This is a genomic window from Prescottella equi, from assembly GCF_020171745.1.
In the GTDB taxonomy this organism is placed as follows: domain Bacteria; phylum Actinomycetota; class Actinomycetes; order Mycobacteriales; family Mycobacteriaceae; genus Prescottella; species Prescottella equi_A.
Map to the genome: position 1 here is coordinate 68,298 of NZ_JAIVAH010000030.1, position 13,067 is coordinate 81,364.

At 68.9% G+C, this 13,067-nt stretch carries 11 protein-coding genes; 6 read left to right on the top strand and 5 right to left on the bottom strand.

Annotation, left to right across the window (positions count from 1 at the left end; genetic code table 11):
* The first annotated feature begins 144 nt into the window (after positions 1–144).
* From LCL87_RS24195 to LCL87_RS24205, 3 genes are read left to right on the top strand one after another with little or no spacing between them, the layout of a single operon-like run.
* Positions 145–2,154 (top strand): alpha-1,4-glucan--maltose-1-phosphate maltosyltransferase, encoded by a 2,010-nt coding sequence (locus LCL87_RS24195; RefSeq protein ID WP_225023992.1) that lies wholly within the window; start codon positions 145–147, stop codon positions 2,152–2,154.
* Positions 2,151–4,346, top strand: a complete 2,196-nt coding sequence (gene glgB / locus LCL87_RS24200) for a 1,4-alpha-glucan branching protein GlgB (protein WP_225023993.1) — start codon at positions 2,151–2,153, stop codon at positions 4,344–4,346. The genes LCL87_RS24195 and glgB overlap by 4 nt, the downstream gene beginning before the upstream one ends.
* 28 nt (positions 4,347–4,374) lie before the next feature.
* Positions 4,375–5,841 carry a neutral zinc metallopeptidase gene (locus LCL87_RS24205; protein WP_510850855.1) on the top strand — a complete coding sequence of 489 codons (1,467 nt, stop codon included), beginning with the start codon at positions 4,375–4,377 and terminating at the stop codon, positions 5,839–5,841.
* Positions 5,842–5,863: 22 nt separating this feature from the next.
* Here the strand turns inward: LCL87_RS24205 and LCL87_RS24210 are convergent, their stop codons facing one another.
* The 3 genes from LCL87_RS24210 to LCL87_RS24220 all read right to left on the bottom strand — a co-directional run bounded on the left by LCL87_RS24210 (position 5,864) and on the right by LCL87_RS24220 (position 8,537).
* Positions 5,864–6,772: a tetratricopeptide repeat protein gene (locus tag LCL87_RS24210; protein WP_225023994.1), complete on the bottom strand. Its 909-nt coding sequence runs from the start codon at positions 6,770–6,772 to the stop codon at positions 5,864–5,866.
* Between the two features lie 107 nt (positions 6,773–6,879).
* Complete coding sequence (locus tag LCL87_RS24215; protein ID WP_225023995.1) at positions 6,880–7,251, bottom strand: DUF3817 domain-containing protein; 372 nt, start codon at positions 7,249–7,251, stop codon at positions 6,880–6,882.
* Positions 7,252–7,343: 92 nt separating this feature from the next.
* Positions 7,344–8,537, bottom strand: coding sequence for an acetyl-CoA C-acetyltransferase (locus LCL87_RS24220; protein ID WP_225023996.1), 1,194 nt, complete (start codon positions 8,535–8,537; stop codon positions 7,344–7,346).
* A gap of 90 nt (positions 8,538–8,627) precedes the next feature.
* Between LCL87_RS24220 and mce the strand changes: the two genes are divergently transcribed.
* Both mce and LCL87_RS24230 read left to right on the top strand, forming a co-directional pair.
* Positions 8,628–9,107, top strand: coding sequence for a methylmalonyl-CoA epimerase (mce, locus tag LCL87_RS24225; RefSeq protein ID WP_225023997.1), 480 nt, complete (start codon positions 8,628–8,630; stop codon positions 9,105–9,107).
* Between the two features lie 98 nt (positions 9,108–9,205).
* On the top strand, positions 9,206–10,141 hold the full coding sequence (locus LCL87_RS24230; protein WP_225023998.1) for a coiled-coil domain-containing protein: 936 nt from the start codon (positions 9,206–9,208) through the stop codon (positions 10,139–10,141).
* Here LCL87_RS24230 and LCL87_RS24235 read toward each other — a convergent pair.
* Both LCL87_RS24235 and nucS read right to left on the bottom strand, forming a co-directional pair.
* Entirely contained in the window at positions 10,138–10,467 is a 330-nt protein-coding gene (locus LCL87_RS24235) for an Rv1322 family protein (protein ID WP_225023999.1), read from the bottom strand. The genes LCL87_RS24230 and LCL87_RS24235 overlap by 4 nt on opposite strands.
* Before the next feature lie 31 nt (positions 10,468–10,498).
* Positions 10,499–11,188: an endonuclease NucS gene (gene nucS, locus LCL87_RS24240; RefSeq protein ID WP_225024000.1), complete on the bottom strand. Its 690-nt coding sequence runs from the start codon at positions 11,186–11,188 to the stop codon at positions 10,499–10,501.
* Positions 11,189–11,232: 44 nt separating this feature from the next.
* Between nucS and LCL87_RS24245 the strand changes: the two genes are divergently transcribed.
* Entirely contained in the window at positions 11,233–12,831 is a 1,599-nt protein-coding gene (locus LCL87_RS24245; RefSeq protein ID WP_225024001.1) for an adenylate/guanylate cyclase domain-containing protein, read from the top strand.
* Positions 12,832–13,067 lie beyond the last annotated feature (236 nt).

Below are 13,067 nucleotides of genomic sequence, written 5' to 3' on the forward strand. Positions count from 1 at the left end.
GGGATTGCCGCGAGTAAACGAGCCGTAAAGTCGATCTCACCGATTTCCCCGCTCGCGATCCCGACACCACGCGACCCGCTGAACTACCGTTGATCCATCACCTCGACCCTGTCCCCGGACAGTCGGAGCCCGAACGGAGTACGTGTGCCAGGTCGCCTCGCCATCGACGATGTGCTGCCCGCGATCGACGGCGGCCGGTTCCCGGCCAAGGCCGTGGTCGGCGAGGTCTTCCCCGTGTCCGCGACCGTGTGGCGCGAGGGCCACGACGCGGTGGCCGCGACGCTCGTCGTCGAGGGACCCGGCGGCGCTACCGAAACGCTGCGGATTCCCATGCATCCCGGCCACGTTCTCGATGCCTTCCACGCGTCGTTCGCGCCGACGAGGGTCGGCACCTGGACGTACCGGATCGAGGCGTGGGGCGACCCGATCCAGACGTGGCGCAACGCGGTCGAGGCCAAACTCGCCGTCGGACAGGGGCCCGCCGATCTCGCGAACGATCTGGAGCTGGGTGCGCGACTGTTCGAGCGCGCCGCCGACGGCACCCAGGATTCGGACCGGACCCGACTACTCGCGGTCGCGTCCGCGTTGCGGTCGGAGCGGCAACTGCCGGTCCGCGTGGCGCCCGCGTTCTCGTCGGAGGTGGCCGAGGCGTTGCGGAACCGGCCGCTGCGCGAATTGGTGACGGCGTCGCGCACGTACGACGTGATCGTCGACCGCCGACGCGCCCTGTTCGGCTCCTGGTACGAGTTCTTCCCCCGCTCGACCGGCGGGTGGGACGAGCACGGCGCGCCGCGGCACGGCACCTTCGCGACCGCGGCCGCGGACCTGCCGCGGGTCGCCGCGATGGGCTTCGACGTCGTGTACCTGCCGCCGATCCACCCGATCGGCGAGGTGAACCGTAAGGGCCCCAACAACTCTCTGACGGCCGGACCCGACGACGTCGGCTCGCCCTGGGCGATCGGGTCGGTCGACGGCGGCCACGACGCGATCCACCCCCGCCTCGGCACCGAGGCCGACTTCGCGGACTTCGTGGCCGAGGCCGCCCGGCTCGGACTCGAAGTCGCGCTCGATCTCGCGCTGCAGTGCGCCCCCGATCACCCGTGGGCCGCTGCGCATCCCGAATGGTTCACGGTCCTGCCCGACGGCACCATCGCCTTTGCGGAGAACCCGCCGAAGAAGTACCAGGACATCTACCCGCTGGACTTCGATCACGACCCCGACGGCTTGCACGCCGAGGTGCTGCGCGTCGTCCGGCACTGGGTCCGGCTGGGCGTCAAGATCTTCCGGGTCGACAACCCGCACACCAAGCCGCCGAACCTGTGGGAGTGGCTGATCTCGGAGGTCAAGAAGACCGACCCCGACGTGCTGTTCCTGTCGGAGGCGTTCACCCGGCCGGCCCGGCTCTACGGATTGGCCAAACGCGGCTTCACCCAGTCGTACACGTACTTCACGTGGCGGGTGCACAAGTGGGAGCTCACCGAGTTCGGCAACGAGATCGCCGCCAAGTCCGACGAGGCGCGCCCCAACCTGTTCGTGAACACACCGGACATCCTGCACGAGAGCCTGCAGCACGGCGGGCCGGGGATGTTCGCGATCCGGGCCGCGCTGGCCGCGACGCTCTCCCCCACGTGGGGCGTGTACTCGGGGTTCGAGCTGTTCGAGCACGTCGCCGTGCGCCCGGGCAGCGAGGAGTACCTCGATTCGGAGAAGTACCAGCTGCGTCCGCGCGACTACGCCGGCGCCCGCACGCGGGGCGAGTCGCTCGAACCGTGGATCACGACGCTCAACCGCATCCGCCGCGCGCATCCGGCGCTGCAGCAGTTGCGCAACGTGCACTTCCACCACGTCGACAACGACGCGCTCCTCGCGTACTCGAAGTTCGATCCGGTCACCGGCGACGCCGTGCTGGTCGTCGTCAACCTCGACCCGTTCGGTGCGCAGCAGGGATTCGTCTCGCTCGACCTGCCCGCGATCGGGCGCGACTGGCACGATCACCTGTCCGTGCACGACAAGGTGAGCGGCGAGCAGTACGAGTGGGGGCAGCACAACTTCGTCCGCCTCGAGCCGTGGCGGGCGTGCGCGCACGTCCTGGCGCTGCCGCCGATTCCGTTCGACGCGCGGCGTCGCCTCGCCGACCGGGAGCACAACCCGTGACCGCCCCGGATCCAGTGTGCCCTCCCGACCCGCTCGACCTGACGCTGCTCGCGCAGGGCACCCACCACGATCCGCACTCGGTGCTCGGCGCACACGCCCGCGCCGACGGCACCGTCATCCGCGCGCTGCGGCCGGGCGCCGAGACGGTGTCGGTGCGGATCGGCGGCCGGGACCACTCGCTACATCGCGTCGCGCACGACGTCTTCAGCGCGCTGCTCCCGATCCGGGACCTGATGGACTACCGGCTCGTGGTGACCTACCCGGGCGATCACGTCGTCGTCACCGCGGACGGCTATCGGTTCCTGCCCACCCTCGGTGAACTGGACCTGCACCTGTTCGGCGAGGGCCGGCACGAGCGCCTCTGGGACGTGCTCGGCGCGCACCCCCGTACGTACGAGACGCCGGACGGCGTCGTGCGCGGGACGTCGTTCGCGGTGTGGGCGCCCGCGGCCCGCGGCGTGAGCGTGCTGGGCCAGTTCGACCTGTGGGGCGGACGCACCTTCCCGCTCCGGGTGCTGGGGAGCACCGGGGTATGGGAGGTGTTCGTCCCCGACGTCGGCGTCGGCGAGATGTACAAGTTCCGCATCCACGGCCACGACGGCAGCGTCCGCGACAAGGCCGACCCGATGGCGTTCGCGACCGAGGTCCCCCCGGCCACGGCGTCGATCGTCACCGAGTCGGCGCACCGGTGGGCCGACGACGAGTGGATGGCCGCGCGGTCCGGGCTCGAACCGACCCGGGAACCGATGAGCGTCTACGAGGTGCACCTGGGCTCGTGGCGTCCCGGTCTGAACTACGTCGAGCTGGCCGACGAGTTGAGCACCTACGTCATCGAGGCAGGCTTCACCCACGTCGAATTGCTACCGGTCGCCGAGCACCCGTACGGCGGATCGTGGGGCTACCAGGTCACGTCGTACTACGCCCCCACCGCGCGCTTCGGGTCGCCCGACGACTTCCGGTACTTCGTCGACCGACTGCACCGCGCCGGCATCGGCGTCATCGTCGACTGGGTGCCCGCGCACTTCCCCAAGGACGAGTGGGCGCTGGCCCGCTTCGACGGCACTCCCCTGTACGAGCACGCCGATCCGCAGCGCGGCGAGCAACTCGACTGGGGCACCTACGTGTTCGACTTCGGCCGACGCGAGGTGCGCAACTTCCTCGTCGCCAACGCGCTCTTCTGGTTCGACGAGTTCCACGTCGACGGCCTGCGCGTGGACGCCGTCGCGTCGATGCTCTACCTCGACTACTCACGGCCGTCCGGCCAGTGGACGCCCAACGTGCACGGTGGCCGGGAGAACCTCGAGGCGGTCGCGTTCCTGCAGGAGATGAACGCGACAGTGCACAAACATCATTCGGGCGTCGTCACGGTCGCCGAGGAGTCGACGTCGTGGCCCGGGGTCACGCGGGCCACCAGCGTCGGCGGCCTCGGGTTCACGATGAAGTGGAACATGGGCTGGATGCACGACACCCTCGGGTATCTGGGGCGCGACCCCATCCATCGCAGCTTCCACCACAACGAGATCACCTTCTCGCTGATGTACGCGTGGAGCGAGCACTACCTGCTGCCGATCAGCCACGACGAGGTCGTCCACGGCAAGGGCACGCTGTGGTCCCGAATGCCCGGCGACCCCCACACCAAGGCCGCCGGGGTGCGGGCACTGCTGGCCTACCTGTGGGCGCACCCGGGCAAGCAGCTGCTCTTCATGGGTCAGGAGTTCGGACAGAGCAGCGAGTGGTCCGAGGAACACGGGCTGGACTGGCCCGAACTCGAGGATCCCGCGACCGGGGATCTGCACCGGGGCATCCACGCGCTCGTGTGCGACCTCAACGCCACCTACCGCGCCACACCCGCGTTGTGGTCGCTCGACACCTCGCCCGGCGGCTACTCGTGGATCGACGCCAACGACACCGCAAACAATGTGCTCAGCTTCCTCCGGTACGGCAGCGACGGCTCGATCGTCGCGTGCCTGTTCAACTTTTCCGGTTCGGCCCACGCGGACTACCGTGTGGGCTTGCCCGAGCCCGGAACGTGGTCTGAGATCCTGAACACCGACGCCCAAGATTTTCACGGATCGGGGCTCGGCAATCTGGGAGCGGTGACCGCAACGGAACACCCGTGGCACGGGCGCCCGGCCTCGGTGGTGCTGACACTGCCCGCGAGCGCGGCGATATGGCTGGAACTGGAACGGTGAGGGGACATTCGGTGACTGGGCTGGATCGGTGAGGACACGATCGCGACGCACGTCGACGGCGAGGACCCTGCTCACGGTCCTGGTGTCGGCGACGCTCGCGGCCACCGCCTGCACTACGACCACCGAAGGTCAGGCCGCGTCCATCTACGACGACCCGTTCACCGTCGCCGGACTGCCGGCCCGCGGTGGCCCGAGCGGTCCCCGCGAGGGTGTGCCGACCGCACCGCTCGCGGTCGCCGGCACCGACGGCGGCGAGGTCGACGCGCTTGCCGCCAACGCGATCTCGGACATCGAGGACTACTGGGCGAGCGAGTACCCGAGCGTGTTCAAGGGCACCTTCGCGCCGGTGTCGGAGTTGTTGTCGTGGGACCCCGACACCCCCACCGCCGCCCGGTTCTGCGGAATCGAGACGGACGATCTCGTCAACGCCGCGTACTGCATCCGACAGGATTCGATCGGCTGGGATCGCGCCTACCTGCTGCCGAGCCTCATCGACGCCTTCGGGCCCATGTCCGTCGTGATGGTGCTCGCGCACGAGTACGGGCACGCGATCCAGCACAAGGCGGGACTCGTCGGGGACGACGACCCCGGCATCGTGGTGGAACAGCAGGCGGACTGCTTCGCCGGCGCCTTCATCCGGCACGTCGCCGAGAACGGGGCACCCCACTTCACCCTGAACACCGCGGACGGCCTCAATTCCGTTCTCGCGGCGACCGTGTCGGTCCGGGATGCCGATCCCAACGATCCCGATTCGATCCACGGGTCGGCGTTCGAACGGGTCACCGCCGCCCAGATCGGGTTCACCGACGGCGCCGGCGCGTGCACCCGGATCGACGCCGACGAGATCGCCTCCCGGAGAGCCGATCTCCCGCAGGGATTCAACGGCAGAAGCGACGACGGCGAGCTCCCCGTGACGCGGGAAACCCTCACGGTGCTGTTCGACTCGTTCGCCGACGTCTTCGCGCTCGACGACCCGCCGAAACTGGACCTGAACGGCATCGACACCACCTGCGCCGACGCGGCCGCAACCCGACCCGTGTCGTACTGCCCGTCCACCAACACGATCAGCACGGACGTCGCTGAGCTCGCGGCACGCAGCCGGCGCGCAACCGAGATGAACGGCATCGACCCCTTACTGAACATCGACGTCGTCGGCGACTACAGCGCCTACGTCCTCGTCGCGTCCCGGTACACCCTCGCGGTCCAGAAGGCCGCCGGCCAGTCCATCACCGGACCGCAGGCCGCGCTGCGCGCCGCGTGCCTGTCCGGATCGGTCACCGCGGCCCTCAGCCCGGACGGCTCCACCAACGGCACCGAGCGCCGGATCTGGTTGTCGGCGGGTGATCTCGACGAGGCGATCTCGGGGCTGCTGTCCGACGGCCTGGCCGCCAGTGACGTCGACGGCGCGACGGTGCCGAGCGGCTTCTCGCGCGTCGACGCGTTCCGCACCGGGGTGCTCGGCGGGCAGAAGGCGTGCGACGGGCGGTACCGCTGACCGCCCGTCGTCCCGCAGCGACTCAGTAGAGGGCCGAGGCCAGCTTCCGCCGCGCGGCGACCACGATCGGCTCGGCCGGATCGAACAGCTCGAACAGCTCGAGCAGCCGCGTCCGGACCGTGGTCCGGTCGTCGCCGAACGTGCGCTTCACCAGCGCGACGAGGCGATCGAAGGCGGCTTCGGGCTGCTGCGAGTACAGCTCGGCGTCGGCGGCCGCGAACTGTGCGTCGAGCGACTCGGGCTGGGCCTCGGCAACGGCGATGACGTCGTCCGGCAGCTCCTGCACGCGGGCGAGGAAGCGAACCTGACGCAGCGCGGCCTGGGCCTGCTGATTGCCGGGCTCGGAGTTGAGAATGAGGTTGTAGGCGGCCTCGGCGCTTGCGAAGTCGCCCTCGTCGAGCGCGTTCTCCGCGGCGACGAAGCGGGGATCCTCGGGCTCGGGCTCGGGCTCGCCGTCACCCGACGGCGGGCCCGCGAGCTTGCCGGCAACAGCCTCCTGGAGCGCGGCGATCCACTGCCGCAGCTGGGGTTCGGGCTGGGCGCCCGCGAAGTCGGCGAGCGGACGGCCCGCCGCGATGGCGACGACCGTCGGCACCGACTGCACCCCGAATGCCTGGGCGATGCCCGGGTTCGCGTCGACGTCGATCTTCGCCAGGACCCAGTTGCCGCCGCCCTCGTGTGCGAGCTTCTCGAGCACCGGGGACAGCTGCTTGCACGGACCGCACCAGGTCGCCCACAGATCCACGATCACCAGGACCTGGTTGGACCGGTCGAGTACCTCGGTCTGGAACGTCGCCTCGGTGACGTCGATGACCGGAGCCAGTCCGGTGGGGTTCACGGGGGCGGCGCCGTCGGCGGGAGGACCGGCCGGCGCGCTCGGCGGGGCCGGGGCGCGGTCCTTCAAACCGGACAGATCGACGGCTCCGGACATGGCCGCAGCGATTGCAGGGGACGGACGAGAACCGGGTCGAGTCACGGTTCAAGTGTGGCACGAGTGGCGGGCGGGCAGCCATTCCGGCCCGCCACTCGCGGAGCCTGCTAGTGCGTCGAAGCGGTCGTGCGCGCAGCGTTCTGATCCGACGCGCCCACCGACAGTTCACCGAGCTTTCCGTTACGGGCGGCGTGGCGCTCGAACCAGATGGTCATGAACGGCGGCACGCTCGAGACCAGAGCGAGGACGAGCGTCTTGAAGTCCCACTTCAGCGACCGAGCGGTGAGCAGGGTGACGAGGATGTACAGCATGAAGCCGGCGACGCCGTGAACCATGCCCGGAATCTTGACGGCCTCCTCGAATCCGAGGACCCACTTGAAGAACATCGCGACCAGCAGGGCTGCCCAGGTGACGGCCTCCCACATAGCCACGAGGCGGAACCGCTTCGCGGCGGTGGACACGTCAAGAATGTTTGCCATGGCCGCCATTGTGCCCGAGAAACTACGACACCCCGTAGTTGAGACTCGTCACAGTCTCGACCACGGGGTGTCGCGAAGGAGTAGTGGTGCTCCTACTTCTTGGGCACTCGGACGATCAGAGCGTCGCCCTGGCCGCCGCCACCGCACAGTGCGGCCGCGCCGACGCCGCCACCGCGGCGCTGCAGTTCGAGCGCGAGATGCAGCGCGATGCGCGCACCGGACATGCCGAGCGGGTGGCCGATCGCGATGGCGCCACCGTTGACATTGACCTTCGCGGGGTCGATGCCCAGCTCACCGGTCGATGCGATGCCGACAGCGGCGAACGCCTCGTTGATCTCGACGACGTCCAGATCCTTGGGATCGATGCCCTCACGCTCGCACGCGCGGGCGATCGCACGCGCCGGCTGCGACTGCAGCGTCGAGTCCGGTCCGGCGACGACGCCGTGTGCGCCGATCTCCGCGATCCACTCGAGACCCAGGGCCTCGGCCTTCTCCTTGCTCATGACGACGACCGCGGCCGCTCCGTCGGAGATCTGCGACGCGGTCCCGGCCGTTATCGAACCGTCCTTGGCGAACGCCGGACGCAGCTTCGCGAGCGACTCGACGGTGGTGTCGGCGCGGATGCCCTCGTCCTCGGTCACCACGATCGGCTCGCCGCGGCGCTGGGGGATGGTGACCGGCACGACCTCGTCGGCGAACAGGCCGTCCTTCCAGGCGCGGGCCGCGTTCTGGTGCGACGCGGCCGCGAACGCGTCCTGCGCCTCGCGCGAGATGCGCTGATCGTCGTCCTGGTTGCGCTGCTCGGTGAGGTTGCCCATCGGCTGGTCGGTGAAGATGTCGTGCAGGCCGTCGTAGGCCATGTGGTCACGCAGCGTGACGTCGCCGTACTTGAAGCCTTCACGGCTCTTCTCGAGCATGTGCGGGGCCCGCGACATGGACTCCTGGCCGCCGGCCACGACGATCTCGAACTCGCCGGCACGGATTAACTGGTCGGCGAGTGCGATGGCGTCGACGCCGGACAGGCACACCTTGTTGACGGTCAGAGCCGGGACGCTCATCGGGATGCCCGCGGCGACCGCGGCCTGACGCGCCGGCATCTGGCCGGCGCCCGCGGTGAGGACCTGGCCCATGATGACGTAGTCGACCTGCTCGGGCGCCACGCCGGCCTTCTCGAGTGCACCCTTGATCGCTACACCGCCGAGGTCGGACCCCGAGAGGTCCTTCAGGGATCCGAGCAGTCGTCCGACGGGGGTACGTGCCCCGGCAACGATGACAGAAGTGGTCAAGATTCCTCCAGCGGTCGATCTTGGTCGGGACAGCGGTCTCAGCCGTGACCCGGCGCGAACAGTTCAAACGGTAGCGCTACCGTCTGATACATGACATCTTCCTCCCCCAGCACCGCCCCGAGCGGACTGACCTCCGAGCTCGTGACCGCGATCGACCACGTCGGTATCGCGGTGCCGGATCTCGATGCCGCCATCGCCTGGTACGGCAAGCACCTCGGCATGGTCTCCCTGCACGAGGAGGTCAACGAGGAGCAGGGCGTCCGCGAGGCCATGCTCGGCTACCCGGGCCAGGTCGCCGGCGCCACCGCGATCCAGCTCCTCGCCCCGCTGAACGAGAACTCCACGATCGCGAAGTTCATCGACCGCAGCGGCCCCGGACTGCAGCAGCTCGCGTTCCGCGTCACCGACATCGACGCGATCAGCGCCCAGCTGCGCGCCGACGGCGTCCGCCTGCTGTACGACGCTCCGCGCCGCGGCACCGCGAACTCGCGCATCAACTTCATCCACCCGAAGGACGGCGGCGGCGTCCTCATCGAGCTCGTCGAGCCTGCCGCCGACGGCGGACACTGACGGGCACTCCCCGACTCGTCCGCGGAGCGGGCCCGGTGTGACGATCCCGGTCCCACTCCGCGGGCACATCGCCGGTTACCCCCGGTAGATTGGCAGGCATGGCCTATGACCGCGGCATGCCGTTCACCATCGTCCGCAAGGGATACGACAAGGACGAGGTTCGTCGATACTTCGACCGTTTCGACACCGAGCTCCGTCTCATGGCGACGGACCGCGACGCCGCAGCCGCGCAGGCCCGGGAACTGGCCAACCAGCTCGAGGATGCGCGCGACGAGATTGACGAACTGCGCCGCGACGTCGACCGCCTCTCGGTCCCGCCCACGACCGCGGAGGGCATGAGCGAGCGCATCTCCCGCATGCTGCGCCTGGCCTCCGACGAGGCGTCCGAAGTACGCGCGAAGGCAGAAGCCGAGGCCGCGGAGATGGTCTCGGTCGCCGAACAGGAGAGCGAGCGGCTCCGCAAGCTCTACGAGACCAAGACCGCGGAACTCGAGAAGCGCCGCGAGGCGCTCGAACGCGAGCACGAGCAGACGATGCAGGCCGCGCGCGCCGAGGCCACGCGAATCGTCCAGGCGGCGCAGGCCGAGAGCGACCGGCTCACCGCGGAATCCGAGGCCAAGCGCGTCCAGGTCCAGCAGGACTTCGAGATCACGATGGCCGAGCGCCGCGCCAAGACGATCGCCGCGATCGAGGACCTCGAGGCGTCGAGCAAGGCGGAGGCTCATCGCCGCCTCACCGAGGCGAGCCAGGAAGCAGCACGACGCCTGCAGGTCGCGACGGAACAGTCCGAGCGCAAGATTGCGCACGCCAAGGAGCTCGCCGAGGAACTGCGCGTGCTGCGCGGCCGAATCCTCGCACAGCTGTTGGGTATTCGCGGCCAACTCGATTCGGTGCCGGCGATGCTGGCCTCGGTCAACCGCGAGTCCGAACTGCTCGACAACGTCGGCGCGACCGACCTCGAGACCGAGGACGACGTCACCGTCGAACCGGAGGACGACGCCGAGGTGCCCGCGAACGTCCCGGCGACGAGCTAGGACCAGCGGCGGGTCAATCCCCGCGTCCGACGTCCCGCCCAGCACCCGGTGTGCCAGTGCCGACGGTCGTCGGCACCACCGGGGTCGGCCGGCCACGCGACGACGTGCGCCACACCCGGCCGCACCTCCTGGTCGCACCCGGGGCAGCGATAGCTCTTGGTCGCCCGCGCTCCGGGGATCTGCCGCACCATGAAGCGCTCGTCGCCGTAGCCGGCGGGGCCGGATTCCTCGCGGGCCAGTGCGTCCCCGAACAGATTGCCGCGACTCTCCCCCGACGATCCTCCGGATCGGCGCTGGGACTTGTGGGACTGGTTACGGCGCGGCACGACACCAGTTTAAGTGTCGCGCCGACGTCGCTCAGAACAGCCGGAACTCGGTGCTCTCGGTTCCGCGGAGCGCCTCGTAATCGAGAACGAGGCAACGAATTCCACGGTCGGTGGCCAGAGTCTTCGCCTGCGGCTTGATCTGCTGGGCAGCGAACACGCCGGTGACCGGCGCCAGGAGCGGATCACGGTTCAGCAGCTCCAGGTAGCGCGTGAGCTGCTCGACGCCGTCGATCTCGCCGCGGCGCTTGATCTCCACCGCCACGGTGGCGCCGTCCGCATCACGGCACAGCAGATCCACGGGACCGATCGCCGTCATGTACTCGCGGCGGATCAGGCTGTAGCCGTCGCCGAGCGTCTCGACGTGTTCGGCCAGCAACTCCTGAAGATGCGCCTCGACGCCGTCCTTGACGAGACCCGGGTCGATGCCGAGTTCATGGCTCGAATCGTGCTCGATCTCCTCGATCGTGATCCGAAGCTCCTCGCCACCTTTGTTGGTGACGACCCACAACTGCTGCTCGACGCCGTCCGGACCGGCGCCGTCGGTGGTTTCGGAGAGCCAGCACGGAGGGCTCATCCAGTTCAGCGGCTTGTACGCCCGGTCGTCGGCGTGGATGCTCACCGAGCCGTCCGCCTTTATGAGGAGCAGTCGACGCGCCATCGGTAGATGGGACGTCAGACGACCGACGTAGTCGACACGGCAACGAGCAATCACAAGACGCACTCCGCCCACCCTAGTGGATCGAATCGGTCTACTCTCGAACGACTATGGACCCGCGCCGATCCGCCTCCACGCCACTCGGATCCCGACTGCTCGGAACGCCGTCCGAGACTCCCCGCATCCGGCGAATCCGGGTCCAGACCCTCCTGACCACATCCCTGCTCGGCGCGAACCTCGTCGGCGCGGCCGTGGTGGCGATCCTCGTCACGTACGTCGTCCCGGGTCCGCAGATGCTCGACCCCGAGTTCCGCTTCCTCAACTTCGTCGTCGTCCCGGTCTACCTCGCCGTCGCCCTGCTCGTCGGAACCATCAAGGGAACACGGCGCGCGCTGCACAGCCTCGAATGGATGATGCAGGACCGCACCCCGACCCGACACGAACAGCTGACGGCGCTGACCATGCCGTGGCGACTGACGAAGATGCAGATCGGCCAGTGGTCGATCGCGCTGGTCATCCTCACCACCTGCTACGGGCTCGTCGATCCCGAGGCGATTCCGAAGGTGGCTTTCACGATCGCGTTCGGTGGCCTCACCATCTGCGCGTTCAGCCACGTTTTCAGCGAGTTCGCGCTGCGGCCCGCGGCCGCCCGGGTACTCGAGGCCGGCACCCGGCCGGACATCAGGCTCGGTGGCGTTGTCGGACGGACTCTGCTCGCCTGGATCCTCGGAACGGGCGTCCCGATGACGGGACTCGTGATCGTCGCGGTCTTCAGCTACTTCAACCGGGAAACGACACTGCGGCAACTCGCTGTCGCGGTCGTCGGAATCGGCGCCATCACGCTGGTGTTCGGGCTTCTCCTGATCCTTCTGTCCGCGCGAGCCACCGTCGCGCCGATCCGCGCCGTCAAGGCCGGCATGAGCCGGATCGAGGAGGGCGATCTCGAAGCCTCGGTCGTCGTCTACGACGGCACCGAACTCGGCGAGCTGCAATCCGGCTTCAACCGGATGGCCGACGGTCTCCGCGAACGCGAACGGATCCGTGACCTGTTCGGCCGGCACGTGGGCCACGACGTCGCCGAGGCGGCGCTCGTCGAGCCCCCACGACTCGGTGGCGAGGAGCGGGAGGTCGCCATCTTCTTCGTCGACCTCGTCGGGTCCACCGAACTGGCTGCAACGCGCCCGCCCGGCGAGGTCGTCGATCTGCTCAACCGATTCTTCGAGGTCGTCGTCGACGAGGTGGACCACCAGGGCGGATTCGTCAACAAGTTCGAGGGCGATGCGGCTCTCGCAATCTTCGGTGCGCCCCGCGACCTCGAGGACTGTGCCGGACACGCGCTGGCAGCGGCACGCAGCATTCGACGACGCCTCGTCGCGGAGGTTCCCGAGTGCCGCGCGGCCATCGGTGTCGCCGCCGGAACCGCCGTCGCCGGCAATGTCGGCGCCCGGGAACGCTTCGAGTACACGGTCATCGGCGACCCCGTGAACGAGGCTGCACGGCTCTCCGAGATCGCCAAGAACGAGCCTGGACGGCTACTGGCCTCGCTGACGACGGTCGAACGCGCCGGCGCGAGCGAGGCAGCACTGTGGTCGGCGGGCGCCGAGGTCAAACTGCGCGGACGCTCACTTCCCACTCGCCTGGCGCATCCGATCGAGGGAACGCAGCAGAGCGGGTCTCGTGATGCGGTATCGGACGCTTCCGCCGTCTGATCAGATCACTTGTTACTCCGCGACTGCGGCGGCTCGGATGCCGTGGCGATCGACGCCTGAAGTCAGTCTGAGCAGCGCGACGGGTCGCCGTGCCGGCGGCACCCTGAAAAGGGTATGGAAATGCCGAAGGCCCCCACCAAAAATGGTGGGGGCCTTCGGTAAAAGGTGTTCGGCGGTGTCCTACTCTCCCACACCCTGTCGAGTGCAGTACCATCGGCGCTGGAGGGCTTAGCTTC